This is a genomic window from Morganella sp. BCCO 40_0007 (assembly GCF_032989665.1).
Classification (GTDB): domain Bacteria; phylum Pseudomonadota; class Gammaproteobacteria; order Enterobacterales; family Enterobacteriaceae; genus Morganella; species Morganella sibonii.
Genome location: NZ_JAVBIN010000001.1, coordinates 241561 through 267702, shown reverse-complemented (window position 1 = coordinate 267702; position 26142 = coordinate 241561). Strand labels below are relative to the sequence as shown.

The 26142-nt window shown below is 54.2% G+C and carries 24 protein-coding genes; 3 read left to right on the top strand and 21 right to left on the bottom strand.

Translation table 11 applies throughout. The features are described from left to right. Positions 1 to 870 precede the first annotated feature (870 nt). From kdpE to R5268_RS01050, 12 genes are all read right to left on the bottom strand, one after another. Positions 871 to 1548 carry a two-component system response regulator KdpE gene (gene kdpE, locus R5268_RS01105; protein ID WP_107678591.1) on the bottom strand — a complete coding sequence of 226 codons (678 nt, stop codon included), beginning with the start codon at positions 1546 to 1548 and terminating at the stop codon, positions 871 to 873. After that, positions 1545 to 4232 (bottom strand): two-component system sensor histidine kinase KdpD, encoded by a 2688-nt coding sequence (gene kdpD, locus R5268_RS01100; RefSeq protein WP_317418501.1) that lies wholly within the window; start codon positions 4230 to 4232, stop codon positions 1545 to 1547. Before kdpD ends, kdpE begins: the two co-directional genes overlap by 4 nt. Positions 4233 to 4247: 15 nt before the next feature. Beyond that, positions 4248 to 4838, bottom strand: coding sequence for a potassium-transporting ATPase subunit KdpC (kdpC, locus tag R5268_RS01095; RefSeq protein WP_317418502.1), 591 nt, complete (start codon positions 4836 to 4838; stop codon positions 4248 to 4250). Between the two features lie 9 nt (positions 4839 to 4847). Next, entirely contained in the window at positions 4848 to 6896 is a 2049-nt protein-coding gene (gene kdpB / locus R5268_RS01090; RefSeq protein ID WP_317418503.1) for a potassium-transporting ATPase subunit KdpB, read from the bottom strand. A gap of 16 nt (positions 6897 to 6912) precedes the next feature. Then, complete coding sequence (gene kdpA / locus R5268_RS01085; protein ID WP_317418504.1) at positions 6913 to 8595, bottom strand: potassium-transporting ATPase subunit KdpA; 1683 nt, start codon at positions 8593 to 8595, stop codon at positions 6913 to 6915. Beyond that, positions 8595 to 8684, bottom strand: a complete 90-nt coding sequence (locus R5268_RS01080; protein WP_071997682.1) for a potassium-transporting ATPase subunit F — start codon at positions 8682 to 8684, stop codon at positions 8595 to 8597. The genes kdpA and R5268_RS01080 overlap by 1 nt, the downstream gene beginning before the upstream one ends. Before the next feature lie 312 nt (positions 8685 to 8996). Further along, positions 8997 to 9467 carry a GNAT family N-acetyltransferase gene (locus tag R5268_RS01075; RefSeq protein ID WP_317418505.1) on the bottom strand — a complete coding sequence of 157 codons (471 nt, stop codon included), beginning with the start codon at positions 9465 to 9467 and terminating at the stop codon, positions 8997 to 8999. A gap of 28 nt (positions 9468 to 9495) precedes the next feature. Next, complete coding sequence (gene livF, locus R5268_RS01070; protein WP_107678597.1) at positions 9496 to 10197, bottom strand: high-affinity branched-chain amino acid ABC transporter ATP-binding protein LivF; 702 nt, start codon at positions 10195 to 10197, stop codon at positions 9496 to 9498. Beyond that, a complete protein-coding gene (gene livG, locus R5268_RS01065; protein ID WP_052926636.1) occupies positions 10197 to 10967 on the bottom strand; it encodes a high-affinity branched-chain amino acid ABC transporter ATP-binding protein LivG in 771 nt (256 codons plus the stop codon). The genes livF and livG overlap by 1 nt, the downstream gene beginning before the upstream one ends. Next, positions 10964 to 12247 carry a high-affinity branched-chain amino acid ABC transporter permease LivM gene (locus R5268_RS01060; protein ID WP_317418506.1) on the bottom strand — a complete coding sequence of 428 codons (1284 nt, stop codon included), beginning with the start codon at positions 12245 to 12247 and terminating at the stop codon, positions 10964 to 10966. Before R5268_RS01060 ends, livG begins: the two co-directional genes overlap by 4 nt. Then, the gene (gene livH, locus R5268_RS01055) at positions 12244 to 13170 is read right to left on the bottom strand and encodes a high-affinity branched-chain amino acid ABC transporter permease LivH (RefSeq protein WP_052926638.1); all 927 of its coding nucleotides are present in this window, start codon (positions 13168 to 13170) and stop codon (positions 12244 to 12246) included. The genes R5268_RS01060 and livH overlap by 4 nt, the downstream gene beginning before the upstream one ends. A 47-nt stretch (positions 13171 to 13217) precedes the next feature. Further along, positions 13218 to 14330, bottom strand: a complete 1113-nt coding sequence (locus R5268_RS01050; RefSeq protein WP_052926739.1) for a branched-chain amino acid ABC transporter substrate-binding protein — start codon at positions 14328 to 14330, stop codon at positions 13218 to 13220. Between the two features lie 435 nt (positions 14331 to 14765). On the opposite strand from R5268_RS01050, the gene R5268_RS01045 reads away from it, so the two are divergent. Next, positions 14766 to 15596: a hypothetical protein gene (locus R5268_RS01045; RefSeq protein WP_317418507.1), complete on the top strand. Its 831-nt coding sequence runs from the start codon at positions 14766 to 14768 to the stop codon at positions 15594 to 15596. A gap of 212 nt (positions 15597 to 15808) precedes the next feature. On the opposite strand, the gene R5268_RS01040 is transcribed toward R5268_RS01045, so the two are convergent. The 8 genes from R5268_RS01040 to ftsY form a co-directional block, all read right to left on the bottom strand. Then, on the bottom strand, positions 15809 to 16945 hold the full coding sequence (locus tag R5268_RS01040) for a glycerate kinase (RefSeq protein WP_218454605.1): 1137 nt from the start codon (positions 16943 to 16945) through the stop codon (positions 15809 to 15811). 12 nt (positions 16946 to 16957) lie between these two features. Next, positions 16958 to 18226, bottom strand: a complete 1269-nt coding sequence (locus tag R5268_RS01035; RefSeq protein WP_046893048.1) for a GntP family permease — start codon at positions 18224 to 18226, stop codon at positions 16958 to 16960. 134 nt (positions 18227 to 18360) lie between these two features. Further along, a complete protein-coding gene (locus R5268_RS01030) occupies positions 18361 to 19482 on the bottom strand; it encodes a sugar diacid recognition domain-containing protein (RefSeq protein ID WP_107678652.1) in 1122 nt (373 codons plus the stop codon). Position 19483: 1 nt separating this feature from the next. Continuing rightward, positions 19484 to 19729, bottom strand: a complete 246-nt coding sequence (locus R5268_RS01025; RefSeq protein ID WP_218454606.1) for a helix-hairpin-helix domain-containing protein — start codon at positions 19727 to 19729, stop codon at positions 19484 to 19486. A gap of 75 nt (positions 19730 to 19804) precedes the next feature. After that, positions 19805 to 20659: an RNA polymerase sigma factor RpoH gene (gene rpoH / locus R5268_RS01020; protein ID WP_046893051.1), complete on the bottom strand. Its 855-nt coding sequence runs from the start codon at positions 20657 to 20659 to the stop codon at positions 19805 to 19807. Positions 20660 to 20829: 170 nt separating this feature from the next. After that, a complete protein-coding gene (gene ftsX / locus R5268_RS01015; protein ID WP_182105363.1) occupies positions 20830 to 21801 on the bottom strand; it encodes a permease-like cell division protein FtsX in 972 nt (323 codons plus the stop codon). Continuing rightward, positions 21794 to 22459 (bottom strand): cell division ATP-binding protein FtsE, encoded by a 666-nt coding sequence (ftsE, locus tag R5268_RS01010; protein WP_046893053.1) that lies wholly within the window; start codon positions 22457 to 22459, stop codon positions 21794 to 21796. Before ftsE ends, ftsX begins: the two co-directional genes overlap by 8 nt. A 6-nt stretch (positions 22460 to 22465) precedes the next feature. After that, positions 22466 to 24550: a signal recognition particle-docking protein FtsY gene (ftsY, locus tag R5268_RS01005; protein WP_317418599.1), complete on the bottom strand. Its 2085-nt coding sequence runs from the start codon at positions 24548 to 24550 to the stop codon at positions 22466 to 22468. 269 nt (positions 24551 to 24819) lie between these two features. Between ftsY and rsmD the strand changes: the two genes are divergently transcribed. Together rsmD and R5268_RS00995 are read left to right on the top strand one after the other, a co-directional pair. Then, complete coding sequence (gene rsmD, locus R5268_RS01000) at positions 24820 to 25428, top strand: 16S rRNA (guanine(966)-N(2))-methyltransferase (protein WP_218454608.1); 609 nt, start codon at positions 24820 to 24822, stop codon at positions 25426 to 25428. Further along, positions 25419 to 25724: a DUF1145 family protein gene (locus tag R5268_RS00995; RefSeq protein WP_046893055.1), complete on the top strand. Its 306-nt coding sequence runs from the start codon at positions 25419 to 25421 to the stop codon at positions 25722 to 25724. Before rsmD ends, R5268_RS00995 begins: the two co-directional genes overlap by 10 nt. On the opposite strand, the gene R5268_RS00990 is transcribed toward R5268_RS00995, so the two are convergent. Further along, positions 25725 to 26078, bottom strand: a complete 354-nt coding sequence (locus tag R5268_RS00990; RefSeq protein ID WP_166708569.1) for a DUF2500 domain-containing protein — start codon at positions 26076 to 26078, stop codon at positions 25725 to 25727. Positions 26079 to 26142 lie beyond the last annotated feature (64 nt).

Here is a 26142-nt window from a genome sequence, read left to right as displayed (position 1 = left end):
CTCAGGAAATATCAGGTTATCACCATCAGAATGCCAAACTGAACCCGAAAAATACGTTTTATATAATTCCTTATCATATACACGAATCTTATACTCGGCTTTATCGACATCAATTGTTAAATCACTTGCTACCGCAAAAGACAGCATTGGCAGAGATGAGAAGAATGTGACTATGGCTATTTTAATAAGAGAAGGTTCTTTTAATTTAAATCCCTTTCTGGCAGAAGTAAGGATTCCGGACGAATTTATGTATTTATCCATATGTAAGGTACTCATGTAATATCCTATGACACAAGATGTGCGATTGTTATCATTTAATTTTCAAAAAAATGACAGTCAGGTTTCAATGCGCGCGTAATTAAAACCAACATGACGTTGATTTAAATACCAATTGATATTATTCCGGTTAACATAATCTGATGGAATGCGTGTTTACTTATCCTTTTATTTTAAAAAGATATTTATTGAAAAACACAAGAAGTATATATACATTAACACATAAGATGGGTTTGTTCATTTTATTTTACATTATTAACTTGCACAACTATAAGAATGACACTTTACTCTCACCATGAACATTTCATTTTAAACTCACCAAACTAAAAAACAATAAAATACCATTTTAAACACATGGAATTTTAAATTAAAAAAACACTATTTATGACCAGCAAATAACAATCACGCATTAATATTTGATATTTAAGAGTATCAGGTTAAATACCAACGTTATTTAATAGCGGTATTTATCGCATATAATGATATGAATAAGCAGATTTGAAAAACAGAAAAGAGGCAGATATCACGATTACCATCATCGCCATCGGTCATAAGAAAAATCGTTATGTGTTCCCTGGAAATGATGACGACTATTTACACCACAAAGCGATAACCAATACCGGTTTCAGTAATGAAATGCTGCGGACGTGCCGGATCGGTTTCAAGTTTCTGGCGTAAATGACCCATATAAATACGCAGATAATGGGCATGTTCGACGGCGTTCGGTCCCCATACTTCATTAAGCAGCTGCCGCTGAGTCAGTACTTTGCCGCTGTGACCGATCAGAATAGTCAGCAGGCGGAACTCTATCGGCGTGAGATGCACTTCCTCCCCGGCTTTACTGACCTGCCGCCCGGCAATATCCACACGGATATCGCCGAACTCATACACCGGATCATTCTTCTCATTTCCGGGATAGCGGCGCAGCAGTACCCGCAACCGCGCCTGTAATTCACCGACACCAAAGGGTTTGGTCATATAGTCATCCGCCCCGGCATCCAGGGCGGCAATTTTATCGTGTTCACTGTCGCGGGCGGAAAGCACCAGCACCGGTACAGAACTCCACTGACGAAATTCCTGCACGAAGGTGATACCGTCACCGTCCGGTAATCCCAGATCGAGAATAACCAGATCCGGTTTGCGGGTCGCTGCTTCCACCAGGCCGCGGGCGAGGTCTTCAGCCTCAAACACGCGCAGGGAATCCCCCTCCAGCGCAGTGCGCAGAAGGCGGCGGATACCTTTTTCATCTTCAATAATCAGTACAGTGGTCACAACGGGTTGTCATCTTCATCAATCACAGGCGGATTTTCACAGGGTAGACGGATATGGAAGCTTGCGCCACCCCCGTCGCGGTTTCCGGCCAAAATAGTGCCGCCGTGCACTTCCGCAATAGCCCGGCAGATAGCCAGCCCGAGGCCGATGCCCGGGATGGCGGATTCTTTCTGTCCGCGCGAGAATTTCTCAAATATCTGCGCTTCCTGCCCGGACGGGATACCCGGGCCGTTATCCCACACTTCAATATCAATCATATTGTCCGACAGCCGTGAGCGGATACCCATCTGTGCCTGCGGACCGGCGTATTTTATCGCATTCTCCAGCAAATTGATCAACACCCGCTCAAACAGAGGACCATCCGCACAGATAAGCTGCATCGGATCATTGAGGTCAATCTGTACCGCATCCGTGTCAAAACGCGGTTTCAGCATTTGCAGTGCGCTGCCGATCACTTCTTCCAGCGGCAGCCACTCTTTATTGAGATTAAAGCCGCCGGACTGAATCCGCGCCATATCCAGCAGGTTATTGACCAGCCGCGTAGTACTGAGGATGTGCTGGCGGATCTCGTTAGCCTGTGCGGCATACGGCGAGCCTTCACTGGTCAGATCCAGCGTGAGGATCTCCGCCTGACCAAACAATACCGTCAGCGGAGTGCGCAGATCATGAGACAGTGCCGCCAGCAGCGAGTTACGGACCTGTTCACGTTCACTGACCAGCCGTGATTGTGCCTCGCGTTCTGTCAGCGTGCGGCGTTCCAGCGCACCGGCTGCCAGCAGGATCAGGGTTTCCAGCAACCGCTGCTGTTCGGGGATCAGCAGCTGACGACGGTTATACGGTTCCACAATCACCACACCGTAGACTTTTTCTGTCGTGCAGACCGGCAGGATCTGATACGGCACGCCCGGCAGCGTGCCGGTGCCAAACCCGGCGGGCTGGCCTTTGTCGTAACTCCAGCGGATGATCGCATCATCGCGGCCGTTATCCTCCGTACTGCCGCCGGCCGGGATCAGATTCCCCTGCTCATCCGGCAACAGCATTTCACAACGGGCATGCAGACTGTGGCTGATAAAGTGACAGCTGACTGAGGCAATATCGTCAGACTCCCGCGCCACCGCCAGCGCTTTTGACATTTCATAGAGATGCCAGGTGCGCTGCTCGCGGTAACGTGCCACCCGCGCCTGATAGCGGACACCGGCGGTCAGGCTGCCGATCACCAGCCCGACGGTCATCATCACAGCAAAGGTGAGCAGATACTGCATATCCGAGACAGCCAGCGTCCCTTTCGGGTTGATAAGGAAGAGGTCGAAGCTGATGACGTTAATAATCGTGGCAAACACAGAGGGCCAGCGCCCGTAAAACCGCGCCACCACCACCACACCCAGGATGTAGAGCATCACCAGGTTAGCGTTATCAAAAGCCATCAGCCAGTGATGCGCCATCAGGGTGGTGGCCGCACAAATCAGTGCCGCGACAGCACAGCCCTGCAAATCCGTTTTGTGTTTATCCAGAAACGGACGGTTGTCACTGAATTTTTCCCGGCTCTCCGGCTGTCTGTCCTGCGGGGCGATCATCACCACGTCCAGATCAGCAGCACTGCGGCTGAGCTGTTCCTGTAATTTGTCACGCCGCCACCAGGATGTCCGTTCATGGCGGGCAATCATAATTTTGCCGAGGTTGTTCTCCCGCGCATAACGGATAACCGCGCGGCTCTCTTCCGGCTCCGCCAGTGTTGCGGTGGTCGCACCCAGCTGCTGTGCCAGCGATAGTGTGGTGAGGATGGTACGCCGCTGTGGTGACGGTAATTTATGGCGCGCGGGAGTTTCAACAAAAATCGCATGCCAGTCACTGCCGAGCCTTGCCGCCAGCCGTGCCGCAGCGCGAACCAGTTTTTCATTGCCGCCGTCAGGACGCAGGCAGACCAGAATGGCATCCCGGGTGTGCCAGACTTTCTCCTGCCCTTTCCGCTCCCGCCAGGCGCGCATTTGTTCATCGACCCGATCCGTCGTCCGCCGCAGCGCCAGTTCACGCAGCGCCAGCAGATTACCTTTGCGGAAAAAGTGTTCGATCGCCCGCTCTGCCTGGGCAGGCAGATACACTTTCCCCTCACGCAGCCTGCCGAGCAGATCGTCGGGAGTTAAGTCCACCAGCACAATTTCATCGGCGGCATCAAATACCGGGTCCGGCACCGTTTCGCGCACACGAACCCCTGTTACACCGCCGACGATATCATTCAGGCTTTCCAGATGCTGCACATTGATGGTGGTGAGCACATCGATCCCGGCATTGAGCAGTTCTTCCACATCCTGCCAGCGTTTCGGGTGACGGGCGCCGGGGATGTTAGTGTGCGCCAGTTCATCCATTAAGATCACCGCCGGATGTATCGCCAGCGCACGATCCAGATCGAACCCCATAACCTGGCGTCCCCGGTAGTTATGCTTTTTCAGCGGCAGGATGCGCAATCCCTCCAGCAGGGCGGCGGTTTCACTGCGGCCGTGGGTTTCCACCACCCCGGCCAGCACATCAATGCCCTGTTCATGCAGCCGCTGCGCCTCCTTCAGCATGGCATAGGTTTTCCCGACACCCGCACAGGCACCGAAGAAAATCTTCAGTTTTCCGCGCGGGCGCTCTGTGACCTGTGCCAGTAACTGGTCAGGATCGGGGCGCAGTGGCTCATCATACATAATGCTGTCCTTCCGTTAGTTCAGGCTGGTTTTGTCTGCGGTATATGCATCCAGCGCCAGGTTCAGTGTCAGCACATTCACGACCGGCACACCGGTAAAAGCCGGCACCGGCGTGGTGATATTCTGACCGATCAGTTGTTCCACCTCAGCCCGTGTCATATTACGCGCTTTGGCGACACGCGGTGCCTGCCAGTAAGCAGCTTCCGGAGAGATATCCGGGTCCAGCCCGCTGGCAGAGGCAGTAACCAGGTCAACCGGCACCATACGGGACGCATCCGGATTTTCCGCTCTTAATGTCTCCGCCCGCTGCGCCACCCGCTGTAACAGTTCCGGGTTACCGGTACTCAGGTTGCTGCCGCCGGAACTGAGTACGTTATACGGATGCTCTGCTGTCTCTGACGGGCGTCCGTGAAAATAGCCGGGCTGTGTGAACTGCTGACCGATAAGAGCCGATCCTTTCACTTCATTATTCACTTCAATCAGCGATCCGCTGGCCTGACGGGCAAACCACCACTCCCCGAGCGAGGTGGTCAGCAGAGGGTAAAATACCCCTGTGACCAGCGCCAGAACCAGAAATATTATAATTGCGGGACGTATCTGACTCATTGTTTATCCTTATACTAACCCTGTCAGGGTCAGTAACATATCTATCAATTTAATACCGATAAACGGCACAACCAGGCCGCCCAGTCCGTAGATCCACAGATTACGGCGTAACATCTGCGCGGCACTCAGGGCGTGATACGGTACGCCTTTCAGCGCCAGCGGGATCAGAAAGACAATAATCAGGGCGTTAAAGATCACCGCACTTAACATGGCTGAATCCGGTGAATGCAGGCGCATAATATTGAGTGCATCCAGCTGTGGATAGGTCACCGCAAACGCCGCCGGGATAATCGCGAAATATTTGGCGATATCATTGGAGATACTGAATGTGGTCAGCGAGCCGCGTGTCATCAGCATCTGTTTACCGATATGCACCACCTCAATCAGCTTGGTCGGGTTGGAGTCCAGATCGACCATATTTCCCGCCTCTTTCGCCGCCTGGGTGCCCGAGTTCATGGCAACCGCAACATCGGCCTGTGCCAGTGCAGGTGCATCATTGGTGCCGTCACCGGTCATCGCCACCAGACGCCCCTCTTTCTGATACTGACGGATCAGCGCCAGTTTGGCTTCCGGTGTCGCTTCCGCCAGGAAATCATCCACACCTGCCTCTGCGGCAATCGCTGCGGCGGTCAGCCGGTTATCCCCCGTGATCATCACGGTTTTGATCCCCATCTGGCGCAGTTGTGCAAAGCGTTCGCGGATGCCGCCTTTCACAATATCTTTCAGCGCGATAACCCCGAGTACCCGGTGCTCTTCCGCCACCACCAGCGGTGTACCGCCGCTGCGGGCGACATCTTCCACCAGTTTGTCGACCTGTGCCGGGAAATGGCCGTGGTTGGCCTCAATATAGCGGCGGATAGCATCGACAGATCCCTTGCGGATAGTGCGCCCGTCCACATTGATGCCGCTCATGCGGGTCTGTGCGGTAAACGGAATAAAGGTTGCATTCAGGCTTTCCAGATCCCGTGCCCGCAGGCTGAAACGCTGTTTTGCCAGCACCACGATACTGCGCCCCTCCGGGGTTTCATCCGCCAGGGATGACAGTTGTGCCGCATCAGCCAGCGTTCTTTCATCCGTGCCGGGTGCGGCCAGAAATGCTGAGGCCTGGCGGTTACCGAGGGTAATGGTGCCGGTTTTGTCCAGCAGCAGCACGTCCACATCCCCGGCGGCTTCCACCGCCCGCCCGCTGGTGGCGATCACATTAGCGGCCAGCATACGGCTCATCCCTGCCACACCGATGGCGGAGAGCAGGCCGCTGATAGTGGTCGGGATCAGACAAACCAGCAGGGCAATCATGACCGTCAGAGTAACCGGATGACCGGTATAGGCGGTAAACGGCCAGAGTGTCGCCACCGCCAGCAGGAATACGATACTCAGCGCAGCCAGCAGGATAGTCAGGGCAATCTCGTTCGGCGTTTTGCTGCGTTTTGCGCCCTCGACCATGCTGATCATGCGATCGAGGAAACTGTCGCCCGGGTTTGCACTGCACTCAATAATCAGCCAGTCGGACAGAATGCGGGTACCGCCTGTCACAGAGGCAAAATCACCACCGGATTCGCGGATCACCGGAGCAGATTCCCCGGTAATCGCGCTCTCATCCACGGAAGCGCCACCCTCCAGCACCGTACCGTCGCACGGGATCAGATCCCCCGCTTCAGCCAGCACCACATCCCCTTTGCGCAGCGTGTCAGCAGAAACCATATCGAAACCGCTGTCGCGCTGTGCCGCATGCAGACGACGTGCGCGGCTGGTTTTTTTCATTCCTTTCAGGCTGTCGGCCTGCGCTTTGCTGCGCCCCTCCGCCAGTGCTTCGGCAAAGTTGGCAAACAGCACGGTAAACCACAACCACAGGGCGATGGTGAGGGTAAACCCGCCGTTACCGCTGATAAATCCGCTTAACATCCCGGTGGCCAGCAGCGTGGTCAGCAGGCTGCCGCACCAGACAATAAACATCACCGGATTCTGCCACTGCACCACCGGCGAAAGCTTGCTGAATGCATCCGGCAGGGCCCTGCGCACAAGCGCAGGTTCAAATAATCGCTGTGTCTGACGACTCATGATGTTCTCCCGTCAATCACTTAAGTAAATCAAGAAATTCCGCAACCGGCCCCAGTGCCAGTGCAGGAACAAAGGTCAGTGCGCCGATCAGCAATACCGCCGCAATCAGCAGGCCGGTAAACAGCGGCCCGGTTGTCGGTAATGTCCCGGCACCAGCGGTCCGGATGGTTTTGCTGACCAGTGAACCCGCCAGCATCATCACCAGCGCAATCACCACGAAACGGCCCGCGAGCATGCAGAATGCCAGCAGCAGGTTCCAGAACGGGGTGTTGGTGCTCAGTCCGGCAAAGGCACTGCCGTTGTTGTTGGACGCCGATGAGAGTGCGTACAGCACTTCACTGAAGCCGTGTGCGCCCGGGTTAAGCATGGCGCTGCGTCCGGCTTCCGTCATCATCGCCAGGGCGGTGCCGCCCAGAACCAGTGCCGGTGTGACCAGAATTGCCAGTGCGGTCAGTTTCATCTCCCGCACCTCAATTTTTTTGCTGAGGTATTCCGGCGTGCGGCCAATCATCAGTCCGGCGATAAAAACGGCAAGGAAAACAAACAGCATCATGCCGTAGAAACCGGCACCCACACCGCCGAAGATCACTTCACCGATCTGCATCAGCCACAGCGGCACCAGGCCGCCCAGCGGTGTCAGGGAGTCATGCATGCTGTTTACCGCACCGCAGGATGCGGCGGTGGTCACGGCCACAAACAGCCCGGTGGCAAGAATACCGAAGCGGCTCTCTTTCCCTTCCATATTGAACGTACTGTCGATTCCCATTCCCGCAAATGCCGGGTTACCGTGAGTTTCGCTCCACATCACAGCGGCTGCGGCAGCGACAAAGACAATCGTCATCGCCGCCAGCAGTGCCCGTCCCTGTCCCGGATTCCCGGCACAGCGTCCGAACGCAAAACAGAGCGATGCGGGGATCAGGAAAATCGCCAGCATCTGCACAAAGTTAGTCAGTGCGGTCGGGTTTTCAAACGGATGCGCCGAGTTGGCACCGAAGAAGCCGCCGCCGTTGGTACCAAGCAGTTTAATGGCTTCCTGAGACGCAACCGGCCCCATCGGCAATACCTGCTGCACACCTTCCGGCGTGATAATAGTTTGATAATCATGGAAGTTCTGAATAACCCCCTGCGAGATAAAGAACAGCGCAATAATCACCGAGAGCGGCAGCAGCAGCCACAGCGTGATACGGGTGAGGTCAACCCATGCGTTTCCGAGTGTCTGCACAGAGCGGCGGCACAGAGCGCGGATCAGCGCAAACGCCACAGCAATGCCGGTAGCCGCAGACAGGAAATTCTGCACCGTCAGTCCGGCCATCTGGCTGAAGTAGCTGACTGAGGATTCCCCGCTGTAAGACTGCCAGTTGGTATTGGTGACAAAACTGACTGCCGTGTTCAGTGCCAGATCCCATGACATTCCGGGAAAATGACGCGGATTGAGCGGTAAATCCGCCTGTAACATCAGGATCGCCGTCAGAAAAATCAGCCCCAGCGCATTAAACAGCAGTAATGAGGTCAGATATCCCTGCCAGCGCATCTCGTCGCGGCCAATTCCCGCAAAGCGCCACAGTATACCTTCCACGCGGCGTAAAACCGGCAGCGGTGTGCCGTCAATAAAGCAGACCAGCAGGTTACTGAGCAGTTTTGCCGCAATCAGCAAAACGATCAGAAAACCGGCGATAAGTAAAAAAGCATTCGCGGCCATCAGAATTTCTCCGCCTTAATCAGGGCATAAAGAAGGTATGCCAGCAGCAGTAATGTACCGGCGATGCCTGCAATAAGAGCCAGACTCATAACTTGTCCTTACATGTGTGAGGTATTCATTACGGAGTCTAGAAAAGCGGGTGCAAAGATGTCGCAAAATTCGGCGGGAAAGGTATAAAAATAGTATAAAAATGCGGGTTTATAACAACCCGCGGAGGGAAAAATACAGGCGCTGCGCGCCTCAGGCCGTTGACAAACCCGCAGGGGTTGGCGACGACCGGCAGAGGTTGTAAAAATAAACCAGGAAAATCAATTTATTGATTTTCGGCTGATAACACAAAGCAGGAAAAACCACGTTTTATCCTGCTTTGTCTGCAATCTCAGGCGCGGCGCGCCCGTTTATTATAAGTTCAGATGAAAAAACTGATTATGCTCACCGGCATGATAATCACCAAATGCCGCCCCGGGCTGAAAGCCGCAGCGGCGGTAAAGTGTCAGCGCCGGTTCAAAATCCGGATGGCAGCCGGTTTCAAGGCTCAGACGCGTCATACCATCCTGTTTTGCCTGTGCAATAATGTGCAGCAGCAGTAATTTACCCGCGCCTTTGCCGCGAAAATCAGGATGGGCCCGCATCGATTTTATTTCGCCCTGCGTGTCAGAAAGCTGTTTCAGCGCCCCGGCTGCCACGATACGGTCACCGTCCCACACACTCCAGACACGGATGTTATCCGCCCGCAGACCACTTTGATCCAGGGCATAAACATGCTCCTGCGGCGTATTTTGCGCCATTCCCTGTAAATGCAGGGCAATCAGCGCCCCTGTTTGCGGAGAGGATAAATCATCCGCTTTTATTACAAAATCATGCCCGGCCATAAACACACCTTATGTCAGCAAACAGAAATCAGCCCCCCAGATAGGCACTTCTGACCGCTTCATTCGCCAGCAGTGCCTGACCGGTATCTTCCAGCACCACACGTCCGTTTTCAAGCACATAACCTCTGTCTGCCAGTTTCAGCGCCTGGTTGGCATTCTGCTCGACAAGGAAGATTGTCATGCCGGCATCACGCAGTTCGCGGATAGTGTCGAAAATCTGCATGATGATAATCGGTGCCAGCCCGAGAGACGGTTCATCCAGTAATAACAGCTGAGGATTGCTCATCAGAGCGCGGCCGATAGCCAGCATCTGCTGCTCGCCGCCGGACATGGTTCCCGCCCGCTGATTACGCCGCTCCTGAAGCCGCGGAAAGAGTTCATATACCTGTGCAATCCGCGTCTGATACTGCGTTTTGGACGCAAAAAAGCCGCCCATGGCCAGATTCTCTTCCACCGTCATCCGCCCGAATACCCGCCGTCCCTCCGGCACCAGTGCAATGTCTTTGCGCATGATCTGCGCCGTCGGCAGTGCGGTGATGTTCTCCCCGAGATAGCGTATTTCACCGGTGGTCGCCCGCGGCTCCCCGCACAGTGTGCTGAGCAGCGTGGTTTTTCCCGCGCCGTTCGCGCCGATCAGGGTGACGATTTCCCCTTTGCGCACCGACAGGCTGACTTCATGCAGTGCCTGAATTTTGCCGTACTGCGCGGAGACATGATTAAATTCCAGCATCAGTATGCCTCCCCTAAATACGCACGGATCACATCCGGATGGTTGCGGATCGCTGCCGGCGTACCGTTTGCCAGCGGCGTTCCCTGATTCACCACATAAATCCGGTCTGAAATCCCCATCACCAGTTTCATATCATGTTCGATCAGCAGAACAGACACACCGTGTTCCGCCCGCAGTTCCGCGATCAGTGCATCCAGATCGTCTGTTTCTTTCGGATTCAGCCCGGCCGCCGGTTCATCCAGCATCAGAATATCCGGCCGGGTCACCATACAGCGGGCGATTTCCAGCCGCCGCTGCTGACCATACGCCAGGTTACCGGCCTGGCGGTTCGCCAGCGCCGTCAGCCCGATTCTGTCCAGCCACATCACCGCACGTTCCGTGGCTTCGCGCTGATCGCGCCGGAAAGACGGCAGCGTCAGCAGCCCGGCCAGAAGGCCGCTTTTATGATGCTGATGCTGCGCCACCAGCAGGTTTTCAATCACGGTCATTTCCCGGAATAAACGGACGTGCTGGAAGGTGCGGATCATACCGAGACGGGCGATCGCCTGTCCGGATAATCCCTGTACCGGTTTTCCGCGCAGCAGGATCTGCCCGTCCGCCGGTTTGTAGAAACCGGTCAGGCAGTTGAAGATCGTGGTTTTTCCCGCACCATTGGGGCCGATCAGCGAGACAATCTCGCCCCGGTTCAGCTCCAGCGACACATTATTCACCGCCAGCAAGCCGCCGAAACGCATGGTCAGGCCGGAGACCTGCAATAACGTATCTGTCATTGTGCACCTCCGGTTTTTTCCGCATCCGCCGTGCCGATTTTCAGATGCGGGCGCGATACCGGCAGTAATCCCTGCGGCCGCCAGACCATCATCAGCACCATCAGCGCCCCGAGGAGGAGCATGCTGTAGGCATTCAGATCGCGCATCATTTCACGGGAAACCACCAGAATGATCGCCGCCAGAATCACCGAGGTTTGTGATCCCATACCGCCCAGTACCACCACCGCCAGCACAAATGCAGACTCCGTGAAGGTAAAGGATTCCGGACTGATAAAGCCCTGACGGGCGGCAAACAGCGTGCCAGCCACCCCGGCAAACGCCGCACTGATAGTAAATGCCGTCAGTTTGATGCGCGTAGGGCTGAGTCCCAGCGAGCGGCAGGCGATTTCATCCTCACGCAGTGCTTCCCAGGCCCGGCCCAAAGGCATTCTCAGTAACCGGCTGATAATAAACAGCGTTACCAGTACCAGCAGCAGCGCGACCAGATACAGGAAGATAATGCGATCACCCGGGTCATACGCCAGACCGAAGAAATTATGGAAGGTATCCCAGCCACCCTCTTTGGCGGTCCGGCTGAATTCCAGTCCGAACAGCGTCGGTTTCGGGATCTGGCTGATACCGTTCGGCCCGCCGGTAAATTCTGTATTATTCAGCAGCAGAATACGGACAATTTCCCCGAAGCCGAGCGTCACAATCGCCAGATAATCCCCCCGCAGCCGCAGCACCGGAAAGCCGAGCAGCAGACCGGACAGCGCCGCGACAATCCCGGCCAGCGGCAGGCTCTGCCAGAACCCCCAGCCGAAATAGTGGTTCATCAGTCCGTAGGTGTATGCCCCGATGGCATAAAACCCGGCGTAGCCCAGAACCAGCAGGCCGGACAGCCCGACGACCACATTCAGCCCGAGGCCGAGCATCACATAGATAAGGGTTAAGGTAGCGATATCCACACTGCCGCGTGACACCATAAACGGCCAGATAATGGCAGCGACAATAATCAGCCCGGCAATAATTTTCTGTGTATTAGTAGAGCCGTCAAAACCCGGCAGTGACGCGCTGCTTTTCGGCAGACGCGCCGTCAGCTTTTTCAGTGACGGCCGCACCAGCTGAAAAACAAAGACAATCACACAACCGGTGCCGATCCACTCCCAGCGGACCGTATCTGCATTGCGGACAATCAGACGGGTGCCGTCGAGGGACAATTGCAGCCCCATCATCACAGATGACAGCACAAACAGGGTTATCGTGGCGATAACGGCGTTGATCCAGTGAGATTTCGTCATACCTTTTCAACCTCCGGACGCCCGAGAATACCGGTCGGCATCACCAGCAGCACAAGAATAAGCAAGCCGAATGACACCACATCTTTATATTCCGTACTGAAATAGGCAGAGGTCATGGCTTCTGATACGCCGAGGATCACCCCGCCGATCATCGCCCCCGGAATACTGCCGATCCCGCCGAGAACCGCTGCGGTAAAGGCTTTCATCCCGGCCATAAAGCCGATATACGGGTTGATCACGCCGTAGAACTGCCCCAGCAGCACCCCGGCCACCGCCGCCATCGCCGCACCGATCACAAAAGTCAGTGCAATCACGCGATCGGTGTTGATCCCGAGTAAGCCGGCCATTTTCAGATCTTCCGCACAGGCACGGCAGGCACGCCCCATCCGCGAATACCGGATAAAGAGCGTCAGCGCCAGCATCGCCAGCACCGTCACCACCCAGATGGTGATCTGCATAGCGGAAACTGTGGCAGAAAAACCGCCGCTCTCCCCGATGGTCCAGCGGCCGTTAATCAGCCCGGGCAGTGCGAGATCGCGGGAGCCCTGGGAAAGACTGACAAAGTTTTGCAGAAAAATGGACATCCCGATCGCCGAAATCAGGGCAATCAGCCGTTTTGAGTGACGGACGGGCCGGTAGGCGACCCGTTCGATACTCCAGCCATAGGCACTGGCAATAATTATCGCTGTAATAAATGCAGCGGTAATTAACAGCCAGCCGACATCAATCCCCAGCATCATCAGCCCGGCAATCACAATAAACGAAACGTAACTGCCGATCATATACACTTCGCCGTGGGCAAAGTTAATCATGCCGATAATGCCGTACACCATGGTGTAACCGATGGCGATCAGGGCATAGGTGCTTCCCAGCGTTAATCCGTTCAGCAATTGCTGCGTAAAATATAATAATTGTTCTGACATAGCGCACTCCCCTGAAACACACTGCCCGCATCAGTCACCGCTGCGGATCAGTTCAGCGGTGATGAAGTTCCGTCTTTGTGCCATTCAAATACGCCGAACTCGAAACCTTTCAGATCCCCGTTTGGTGTCCAGCTCAGTTCGCCCATGACGGTTTCAACCGGCTTGCCTTTCAGGTCGGCGGCCAGATCAGCCGGTTCCATGCTGCCGCTGCGCTGCATAGCGGTGGTCAGAGACTGTAATGCGGCATAGGTTGTCCAGACGAACGGCCCGGTCGCATCCAGTTTTTTCGCGGCCAGAGCATCCACCACCGGTTTGTTGGCAGGAACCTGATCATAGCGTTTCGGCAGCGTCACCAGCATGCCTTCGGAAGCGTCACCGGCAATATTGGAGAGTGAGGAGTTACCCACGCCTTCCGGCCCCATAAAGCGGATATTCAGCCCCGCCTGTTTTGCCTGGCGTAAAATCTGTCCCATTTCCGGGTAGTAACCGCCGAAATAGACAAAATCCACATTCTCTTTCTTCAGACGCGCCACCAGCGCGGAGAAATCTTTATCACCCGCTGTCACCCCTTCAAACAGCACTTCTTTCACCCCGGCCTTGTTCAGATTGTCTTTCACTGAACGCGCCAGACCTTCACCGTACTGCTGTTTGTCGTGCACCACGGCAATGCGCTGCGGTTTCACTTTTTCGAGGATATATTTTGCCGCGGTCGGCCCCTGGTCAGAATCCAGGCCGGTGGTGCGCATAATCAGGCTGTAACCGCGCGTGGTTAAATCCGCATTGGTTGCCGCCGGGGTGATCATCAGAATCCCTTCGTCTTCATAAATATCTGACGCGGGTTGTGTGGAGGAGGAGCAGAGATGGCCGATAACATAGCGCATGCCGTCATTGATGACTTTGTTGGCCACCGCTACCGCCTGTTTCGGATCACAGGCATCATCGTATTCGGTGATCACCAGTTTGTTGCCGTTAATGCCGCCTTTGGCGTTGATATCCTCAACCGCCTGACGGGCACCGGTAAATTCCATATCACCGTATTGTGCGACCGGCCCGGACATTGCCCCCACCACCGCAACTTTAATATCTTCAGCGTAAGCCGCTGCGCTTAATGCACAGGATACAGCCCCGGCGATCATTGCCATTTTCATTTTTGTCTTCATCGGAAAATCCCCATCGGTTAGCATTGCAGTGACCGGACGGTCAGCTTGCGCGGTATTTTTTTGCAGTTACCGTATAATGAGTCGCATTACATTAATTAATGCTTTATTTTCATACCATTAAACAGGATTTTTATTCTGGAAAGCAAATCAGAAAAGGAGATTATTGCATCATTAACAGGATAATATCTGGTTGTGATCGGGTGTTTTTTCGGCAAAAAACAGTGTTATAAACTGGTTAATGATTCGTTAAGTATTACTTAATGCGGAAATTCATCACCGGAAAAATAGTTTTCCCCACTATTCCGATAGTAATTATCTCCCTTTATTATTAGATTCAACCGGCGAAGTATTAACCTGTTATCTGATTCAGTTTACTGATTGATTTCTCCGGATACGGGTTTTCTGTTCACTATGACTGATGGAATGGTCCGCGCCATGAATAAACTAACAGGCATGTTTCTGCTCATTTTTGCGTTTCCGCTGACCGGCACAGCTGCAACGCCCGGCCGGTGCAATGATGCAGCCCGGGAAATTAACCAGCAAAATACATTTATTATTACCGGCACAAAATATAACGGGCCGGTAAAATCAATCACTATCACCTCTTACCGCTCGATGGGACTTATCCTGTGGGTGAAAGAAAAACTGCACTTCAATGCCTGCGGTGCGCTGACCCGGTATGATTATGAATACCGGGAAATGGCGATGGAAGAAAGCCAGGTGCCGATTACCCAGACCACGCAAATCGTCCCGGAAAAACCGGATCAGGCCACTGTCATCATCAGTAATGTGATCCCGGGCGGCAGCATACTGAGTACGCAGATTGATCAGCAATACACCCGGAATGACGAAAACCGGATCGTCAGCCTGACTGAATCCTATAAAACCGCACCGGACAATCAATCCTGGCAGACAGAAACCCGCTACCGTTATCAGAATAACCAGCTGGTTTCAGAGAAAGAGACTGAAAACGGTGAAACGCGGATCAAGGTTTATCATTATGACAATAACGGGCTGCTGACCGATATCGACCAGCCGAACGTAATGACGCAGCAATATACCTATAACGAATATAACCAGGTCGCCGGTGTCACTCAGAAGCTGCCGACGTTCTGGGGGAAAAGTGCCTATTCCTACACCTGCTATAAATGGGATCAGTACGGAAACTGTGAATTACAGACGATGATCAAAGCGATCCAATTAGAAGGTTCTTCTGCTATTCAGAGCAGCGGGATCACGCTGGAATCCCGTTACGAATATTACTGATAAAAAACCGGAGCGAAGCGACGGTCAGGCCGTTGACAACCCCGCAGGGATTGGCGACGACCGCCAGAGGTTGTAAAAATAAACCAGGAAAATCAATTTATTGATTTTCGGCTGATAACACAAAGCAGGAAAAACCACGTTTTATCCTGCTTTGTCTGCAATATCACCGGGGCAAAGCCCCGGCTGTTATTTTTCTCAGTCGTTTTCTTTTTTTATGCGATTTTCATCGCCAGTACCGCAGCAATATTACGGGCAGTGACTTCAATATTAACCGCCGCCTGTGCCAGAGCCTCATCCAGAGTACAGATCCGCGGGATCACAGAGAATACGGCATCAATACCGTGTTCATGAACAACGGCGTAGTCGTCGCTCATCCCGCCAACCAGCGCGATCACCGGAATTCCGCGGGCTTTTGCGGCTTTCGCCACACCTGCCGGGGTTTTCCCCTGAATCGTCTGGCTGTCCATCCGCCCTTCCCCGGTGATCACCAGATCGGCATCTTTCACCACATTGTGCAGATCCAGTGTTTCTATCACCATCTCAATACCGGGCTGCATCCGGGCATCAAGCCACGCCATCAGCGGAACCCCCATTCCGCCTGCCGCACCGGCACCGGCGATACCACTCAGTGATTTTCCGGTGAGGGATTCAATGACCTCCCCGTAGTGACGCAGAGCCTCATCCAGTTCGCTGACCATCGCCGGAGTTGCGCCTTTCTGTGGTCCGAAAGTGGCGGATGCGCCTTTCGGTCCGCACAGCGGATTATTCACATCACAGGCCACCACAAATTCCGTTTTCGCCAGACGCGGGTCCAGCCCCGCTAAATCCACGGAAGCCAGTTTTGCCAGCGCACTGCCGCCGAACGGCAGTGAATTTCCCTGTTTGTCACGGAATACCACCCCCAGCGCCTGCATCATACCGGCACCACCATCATTGGTGGCGCTGCCGCCGATTCCGAGGATAATTTTTTCCGCACCGTCATCCAGCGCCGCGAGGATAAGCTCCCCGGTACCGAACGTCGTGGTTACACGCGGATCGCGCAGTGCAGGCGGCACCAGATGTAATCCGGATGCCGCCGCCATTTCAATAATGGCTGTTTTTCCGTCGCCGGACAGCCCGTAAAACCCGGTCACTTTATTCCCCAGCGGGGCTGTGACATCTGTTTCTTTTAATTTTCCCTGTGTGGCTTCAATAATGGAGACAACCGTCCCCTCACCGCCGTCTGCCATCGGCAGTTTGATGTACTGCGCATCCGGAAAAACAGTTCTGAAACCCGCTTCAGCGGCATCCGCAACCTGAAGGGCGGTCAGACTTTCTTTGAATGAATCCGGTGCAATCACTATTTTCATACTTAATTCCTTTTACCCGCCAAACCCGAATACACCAAAAATCAGAGTGGATACAATCGCAATCACCAGACCCACCATCGTTTCGTAAGGCAGTAATTTCAGACGCTCATGAACCTGCATATTGACACTGCCGCCGGTTGCATGGAAGAAGCTGCCGTGCGGCATCTGATCGAGCACAACCGCACCGGCGTGGATCATCGCCGCCCCTGCCAGCGCACTCACGCCCAGATCAAGCAGTGTTGAGCTGAATACCGCAGACGCCACTGCCGTACCCGCTGTGGTGGATGCAGTTGCCATGGACATCAGAGCCCCGGAAATCGGTGCCAGCAGATAGGATGGCAGCCCGGATGCAGTCAGACCGTTAATTAATACATCTTTCAGACCCGAGTTAGCGATAATTCCCGCCAGTGTCCCGGTCCCCAGCAGCATAATCGCCACCGGTGCCATCCGGCTCAGTCCGGAGGTAATAAAATGATTGGACTGACGGAAGCGTCCCATGATCAGCGCACCGGCCAGACCGCCCACCGGCAGGGCAATCAGCGGATCAATGCTGATACCGGCCACCGGACGCAGTGACAGCAGGAAAATAGCCACCAGCGGTGCACTCATTGCCGCCCAGAATCCCGGCAATTTGCCGTCATGATGCGCCGCAATCAGCTCTTCCTGTGTCACTTTCGAGCCACGGTGAACCAGGCGTTTCGCCAGGAAGTACGCCACGATCAGCCCGAAAATTCCCGGGATAATCCCCGCCGCCATCAGCGATGTCAGCGGTACGTTAAAGTTATCTGCCGCCGCAATGGTATTCGGGTTCGGTGACATCACGTTACCCGCTTTACCGCCGCCGATCATTGCCAGCAGAATCGCCATTTTGGACAGATCCGCGCGGTGCGCAATCGCCAGTGCAATCGGTGAAACGGTGATAACAGCCACGTCGATAAACACACCGACCGCCGTCAGTAACAGGGTCGCCACAGCCAGCGCCAGCAGCGCCCGTTTTTCACCCACTTTGCGGACAATGGTTTCCGCAATGGTATTTGCCGCGCCGGATTCAATCAGTACCCCGGCCAGCACACCGGCTGCCAGAATACGCAGCACCGCGTTAGTGATCCCCTGAGCCCCGGTGACCATCAGTGTCACCGTCTGCACCAGATCTGCCCCGCCGACCAATCCTCCGGCCAGCGCCCCCGCCATCATCCCGTATACCGGCGGTACTTTTTTCAGTATTAATCCTATCGCCACGACCAGCGCAACCATTGCGCCCAAAGCTGAAACCGTCACCATGTGCAGACTCCTGCTGTAATTATGATTATTTGAACAGAACAGGATGCATTATGGCGGCTGCCGGTGAGTTAAGCTTGAGAGGTTCCGACAAAAAAGAACGGACTGAAATTGCGTATTTTGTGAAAACCCACAAATCAAAGATCCGTCAGAATACCGAAATAAAGCTGAATTACCGTTTCTAATCTGTTGATATTTAAGCCAGTAATCGATTCAACACGCTGAAGGCGGTAACGGAGGGTATTTGTGTGAATATGCAGCATTTTTGTGGTTTGAGACAGATCACAATTCTGATCAAAATACGTCTTCAGGGTATGGCACAGCACACGGCGGGTGTCTTCAGCTTTCAGTTTCTGCCAGGCAGAAGCCAGTTCAGCCGCCTGCCAGCTCTCCTGAAACCCCTGTAATAATGCAGGTAATTTGACTTCATCGTAAAAAATGGTTTTCTGACGACTGTAAGCCGGTGTCTGCCCCAGTTGCTGCACGGCACAGGCGCTCTGCCAGGAGCGGTGCAGGCCGTTGTGCCCGTGAAAAAAACCGCCGACGTACATCAGCAAATCCGGCAGCTGACGCCGCAGTACCTGCAACTGCTTCTGTACCGGGGAGAGCGGCTGAAAATCCGCATCGCAGGCCACCGGCTTCAGTACCACCAGGGAATTGATCCCCCGGATACTGACCAGCAGATCCATTTTCAGATTATCAATATATTCCACCAGACGGTGAAACTGTTCATGATCCGGCGCGGGCAATGCGAGGATCAGGGCAATGCGGGGTTTATCGGGGGAGATCCCGAGATAGGCTGCGATGGATTTTACGGACTGCGGCTGCTGCTCCGGACTTATCAGCTGGCTGACCAGCTCATCACGGTAACGGCGATCCCACTGGGATTTTTCCAGCAAATCCGCCTGCTCCAGCACCAGTTCCGCCGCCATGCGCACCAGCTCGGCGTAGTTGCGCACCTCATCCGGTTTACCGGAAATCCCGACCACACCGACCATGGTATCGCGGAAAATCACCGGCAGGTTTATTCCCGGTTTCACGCCTTTCAGCGTGGCGGCCGTCGCCTCATCAATTTCCACGATACGGTTTTCCGTCAGCGCCAGCACCGCACCTTCGTGGCGCTGATTCACCCGCTGCGGATCACCGGAGGCAATAATCACCCCCTGCGCGTTCATCACATTGACGGAGTAACTGAGGATTTGCATCGCCCGCTGAACAATCAGCCGGGCGGTTCGCTGATCGAGCTGAACCGGTGTCATATCAGGATTGATTCTGTGCCTGTTGTGCGGCCGCAATCGCGGATTCAATGGCTTTTTTTGCCAGCGGACTGTTGCGCCAGCAGGTGGAGCCGGTAAGTGCGGCACCGGCACTCAGCAGGGATTGCGCATCGGCGGCGGCAAGCTGATTCAGATCGGAAAAACCCATTTGTTCCAGGCGTTCAATCACTTTGCTGCCCACACCTTTGACCGCCAGCAGCACTGCTTTGTCTTCAGGCGAAAAAGCCATAATATCTCCGTCAGTAATTATCAGAAAATAATATGGCTACCATAGCAGATTGCGGCGGAAACGGGAGCATTGTTATCAGCCCTCAATCGCCTCACGCAGTTTTTTCATGGCATTCTTTTCCAGCTGACGGACGCGCTCTGCGGAAACGCCGTATTTATCCGCCAGTTCCTGAAGCGTTGTTTTGTTATCATCATCCAGCCAGCGGGCACGGATAATATCGCGGCTGCGCTCGTCCAGTGAATCAATCGCCAGGGTGAGTTTATCCGTGGCATGGCTGTCCCAGTTATCTTCCTCAATTTCATCGGCGAAATCAGAGGATTTATCTTCCAGGAACAGCGCGGGGGCCACAACCGGATGGTCGCCGTCATCGTCGTCGGACATATCAAATGCCATGTCCTGTGCCGCCATGCGGGATTCCATTTCCAGCACATCTTTGCTGGTTACCCCCAGCTCTTTCGCCACCATTTCCACTTCGTCCTGGTTAAACCAGCCCAGACGTTTTTTGGATTTGCGCAGGTTAAAAAACAGTTTGCGCTGTGCTTTGGTGGTGGCAATTTTGACGATGCGCCAGTTGCGCAGCACATATTCGTGAATTTCAGCTTTGATCCAGTGAACCGCAAACGATACCAGACGCACACCCATTTCCGGGTTAAAGCGGCGCACGGCTTTCATCAGCCCGATATTGCCTTCCTGGATAAGATCCGCCTGAGGCAGGCCATAACCTGAATAGCTGCGGGCAACATGGATAACAAACCGCAGGTGCGACATGATCAGCTTTTTCGCGGCCTCAAGGTCGCCGTCGTAATACAGACGCTCAGCCAGCTCTTTTTCTTCTTCGGCTGTCAGCATCGGATACTGGTTAGCTGCCCGGATATAGGCCTCAATGCTCCCTTGCGGAACTAAAACAGGGAATTGCGTATCTTTAGTCATTCAGTCCTCAGTACAAATAAAAATGACGTCGGCAGACGGTAATGGTAAATAGTGTACAACACAGGACAGAGTTACGCCTATCACTTAGTGCCGGCGTTGTCATTTGGTTGAGTATAAACCGGTGATGCGGGATATCCGGCGGGTCATTTCCCCGCCGGATAATGACAGGGTTACTGCGGCATAAAATTGCGCAAATGGCGGACAGTTGCCAGCCAGGCGGCGATCCAGCCAATCATACCTGAAACCAGTACAATCAGCAGTGCTTCATCCCAGTCCAGACCGGTCAGTGTAAATGTTGTGCCAAAAATTTTGGAGACATCAGTCACCACATCGCCCAATTTCCAGACAAGTAATGACGACAGCACCAGGGACAGCACTGCACCAAACGCCCCGAGCAGCATCCCGCCGTTAAGGAACGGACGCAGAATAAAGCCGTCTGTCGCGCCGATCAGTTTCATCACATTGATGGTTTCGCGGCGGCTGAAAATATTGAGCCGCACACTGTTGCCGATCACCAGGAACAGCGCCACAACCATCAGTATCCCGATCAGGGAAGCTATCTGCCCGACCAGGCCGGTCAGTGCCGCCAGCCGCGCAAACCAGCTGTCATCCATGCGCACCTCATCAATCCCGGACAGGGCGGTGACACGATCACGCAGGGTAGAGAGTGTTTCACTGCTCTGCATATCCACTTTCGGTGTGACAATCGCCACCGCCGGCAGCGGGTTCTCTTCCAGCATATCCAGCGCGGTGCTGAAGCCGGACCAGGCCCGGAATTCTGTTATCGCCTGGTCGCGGGAGAGATAATTGACACTCTCCACGCCGTCGAGCGCTTTCAGCTCATCCGCCAGTTTTTGTCCGCCCTGTTCATCCAGCCCTTTGTCCAGATAAACAGTCAGCTGCGGGGTCGGATACCATTGTTCCGCTGCATGACTGACGTTTTTCCAGACAATATAAAATACACTCGGCAGTGTCAGGGAAATGGCAATCACCATGACGGTCAGCAGTGTTGACAGCGGCTGGCGCAGCATATCGCCCAGCGTGTTAACCCATGCGTGCCGCCACTGTTCCCGCCAGCCGCCTTTCAGCGCTTTGGCTTTGGACGGCATTTTTTTTGCCGGTTTACGCGGTTGTTTAGCCATGATGACCTCCCGCCATACGTCCCTGACTCAGCGTCAGAACGCGGTAATTACGCCGTTCAATCAGCATGATATCGTGCGTCGCCATCAGAACGGTGACACCCACCCGGTTAAACTCTTCAAACAGCCGTAAAATACCCTCTGACAGCTCGCTGTCCAGGTTACCGGTCGGTTCATCCGCCAGCAGTACCATCGGTTTGTTGACCACCGCACGGGCGATCCCCACGCGCTGCTGTTCACCGCCGGAAAGCTGTACCGGGAAGTTACGGGCCTTATCCAGCAGTCCGACTTTATCCAGTGCGGCACTGACGCGCCGCCGGATATCTTCCTGACTGGCACCGGCGATGATCAGCGGCATCGCCACATTGTCATATACCGTACGATCCAGCAGCAGATGGTGATCCTGAAAAATCATGCCGATTTGGCGGCGCAGGAAAGGCACTTCACGGTTTTTCAGACGGCTGATATTGTGGCCGTCAAATAAAATGGTGCCGTCACTGGGTCGCTCAATCCCACAAATCAGTTTCAGCAGGGTACTCTTCCCTGCGCCGGAATGGCCGGTCAGGAATACCATCTCCCCCGGGCGGACATGAAAATCCACCCCCTGGAGCGCCTGGCGGCCGCCTAAATAGGCTTTACTGACGTGTTCAAAGCGAATCATGGATGATTAATCCTCCCGGGCAAAAAGTGCCTCAATAAAATCACCGGCTTTGAAAGGACGCAGATCTTCGATACCTTCACCCACCCCGATATACCGGATAGGAATACCGAACTGGTCAGCAATGGCAAAGATCACACCGCCTTTCGCCGTTCCGTCAAGTTTGGTCAGAGTCAGCCCGGTCAGCCCGACCGCTTCATTAAAGAGACGTGCCTGGCTGACGGCATTCTGTCCGGTGCTGGCATCTAATGTCAGCATAATCTCATGCGGGGCATCTTCATCAAGTTTCTTCATTACCCGCACGATTTTCTTCAGTTCTTCCATCAGGTGTGCTTTATTTTGCAGACGCCCTGCGGTGTCAGCAATCAGCACATCAACCCCTTTGGCTTTTGCGGACTGAATGGCATCAAAAATAACCGAGGCCGGGTCCGCACCGGTGTGCTGTGCCACGACCGGAATATTATTACGATCACCCCAGACCTGAAGCTGTTCCACTGCCGCCGCACGGAAGGTATCCCCGGCAGCCAGCATGACAGATTTACCCTGTGCCTGATACTGACGCGCCATTTTACCGATAGTGGTGGTTTTACCGACGCCGTTGACGCCGACCATCAGGATCACATACGGTTTTTTATCTTCAATCTCCAGCGGTTTGTCCACTGTCGCCAGGATCTCACCCATTTCCTCGCGCAGCTTAACAAATAACGCTTCCGCGTCTTTCAGATCACGGCGGCTGGCATGCTGAGTCAGACTGGTGATAATTTTGCGGGTGGTTTCCACGCCGACATCCGCCACCAGCAGTTGTTCTTCCAGTTCTTCAAACAGATCATCATCGATCTTTTTGCCGCGGAAGATCCCGAAGAAACCGGAACCGATATTCTCACGGGTACGCACCAGACTGCGTTTCAGACGGGCAAAGAACCCTTCTTTTGCCGGTCTTTCCTGCGTATCCGCCGGTGCAGGCGATTCATGTTCAATCAGCTCAGCATCCTGCGCTTCTGCTTCCGCTTCCGCAAGACGGCGTGCTTCTTCCTCTTGCACAAGGCGCTGTTCTTCTGCCAGGCGTGCCTGTTCAGCCGCTTCAGCCTCACGCTGTTTCTGTTCTTCCGCTAAACGCTGCTGTTCTGCGGCTTCTTCTTCCGCACGGCGCTTATCTTCCGCGATACGCTGCTGTTTTGCGGCTTCCGCATCACGCAGTGCCTGCTCTTCAGCCCGGCGCCGTTCTTCGGCTGCACGGTGCTGTTCAGCCGCCAGTGCTTCCGCCTGACGTTTTTCTTCCGCAATGCGCTGCTGTTTAGCTTCTTCCGCAGCACGCAGTGCCTGCTCTTCCGCACGGCGCTGTTCTTCTTCCGCGCGCTGCTGCTCCGCTGCCTGTAATTCGGCCTGACGTTTATCTTCCGCAATGCGCTGCTGTTTTGCGGTTTCCGCATCACGCAGTGCCTGCTCTTTTATCCGGCGCTGCTCTTCTTCCGCACGCTGCTGCTCTGCCGCCTGCGCTTCCGCCAGACGTTTTTCTTCCGCAATGCGCTGCTGTTTAACGGCTTCCGCATCGCGGACAGCCTGTTCTTTCAGCCGGCGCTGTTCTTCTTCCGCACGCTGCTGATCTGCTGCCTGCGCTTCCGCCAGCCGTTTTTCTTCCGCCAGACGCTGCTGCTCTGTAATTTCAGCGTTACGGCGTGCCTGCTCCTGTGCAAAGCGCTGTTGTTCTGCGGCTTCAGCATTACGACGAGCCTGTTCTTCCGCCAGACGGATCTGTTCAGCCGCTTCGGCATCACGGCGGGCCTGTTCTTCTGCCTGACGGGCTTCTTCCGCTGCTTGTGCATCACGGCGGGCCTGCTCTTCTGCCTGACGGGCTTCTTCAGCCGCTTGTGCATCACGGCAGGCCTGCTCTTCTGCCAGACGGATCTGTTCAGCCGCTTCTTCATCACGGCGGGCCTGTTCTTCCGCCTGACGGGCTTCTTCAGCCGCCTGTGCCTGCTCTTCCGCTAAACGCGCCTGTTCTTCCTGAGCCGCCTGTTCCTGCTGCGCCTGTTCATCATCTTTACGGCCAAAACCCAGCCAGGAAAAAAAACCTTTTTTCTTTTCTTTTGCCACAGCCACTATACTCCTTGCATACTGCCGCCCGTCACCTCCCGGCACGGTATGTCCGGAAAATCCTGAGCAGATATGGCGTCTTTATCATCAATAATTGCGAATCAGACGCAGTCTATCATTTCACAGGATGGTTGCGCATCGGCTTTCCGTAATTTCATATTAAATTTAAACGAATTTTTACAAAACCTGCGTATAATATTGCGCTGTTTTCCCGTCTGTTATTCATATTTTTGAATTAATAATTTCAGAATTAATAAGTTGCGAAGGTTATGGTTAAAAAAGCTCAAACCGCACCACAAGGGCAGATCCGCATTATCGCCGGTCTCTGGCGCGGACGAAAACTGCCGGTTCTGACACATGACGGCCTGCGCCCGACCACTGATCGCGTGCGCGAAACGCTGTTTAACTGGCTGATGCCGGTGATTAACGGCGCGCGCTGTCTTGATGCGTTCGCGGGCAGCGGTGCACTCGGTTTTGAGGCGCTTTCCCGCTATGCCGCCGCCGTGACATTTACCGAGCTCAACCGCACCGTTGCCGCTCAGCTCAGCGCCAATGCCCGTCTGCTCAAATGTGAACAGGCCACGGTCGTCAACCAGAGCGCCCTGCAATTTCTGGCGCAACCGGGAACCCCGTTTGATGTCGTGTTTCTCGATCCGCCGTTCCGTAAAGGTCTGCTTCAGGAAACCGTTGATTTACTGGAGACAAACAACTGGCTCAGTCCGGATGCAATGATCTACATTGAAGCCGAGTCTGAATCAGACACACTGGTTGTTCCGGGTAACTGGGTGTGCCACCGGGAAAAGGTGGCCGGTCAGGTTGCGTATCGTCTTTATCTGCGTCAGACGCAGACGACTGAACAGGAGTCCGTATGTTCCTGATTAATATTGGCCGGGTACTGATGCTGGCCGTCTGGGGTTTTCTGATTTTCAGCCTGGTGCATCCGTTCCCGAAACCGCTGAATATCTTTATGCATATCGCCACTTTTTTCATGGTGGTGATGCACGGCCTGCTGATGTCGCTGTTTAACGCCGGTCAGCCGCAGGACAGGAAACTGACCGCCGCCGGTAAAGTGCGTGTCTTTTTATTCGGCGTCTTTGAGCTGCTCGTCCTGCTGCGCCGCCAGCAGGCAGAACTGAAAAACAAACCGGCGGATGATAATCAGGATAAATCCTGATCAGCGCAGCGGTTCATAACGGATAAACCGTGTCCCCTGCATTGACAGCGTTCCGCGTGAATGCAGGGCTATCTCCTTATACTCATCCTCTTTGATGTACACCACGATAGTTTTCCCCGACAGTGGCGTGAAATGCACTTCATAACGGAAAGTTTCCGGGAAGACCACATCCCGCTCACGGGAGCGCATATTCGGGTACGGATAATCTTTTTTCTCTGTCACGGTGACCTGATATGTCGCCACCGCAGCGTGATCATTTACCTCATTTTGTTTGCGCTGTTCGAAGAAGCGCCGGGTCGCCAGCACAATGATCAGAGCGGCCACAATAAAACCTAACAAACCAAATTTATTCATGGGTAAGGTTGTTTTCCTGCAATCTGGTTGATCGTGTTCTGTAAATACGGGATATTATCAGATA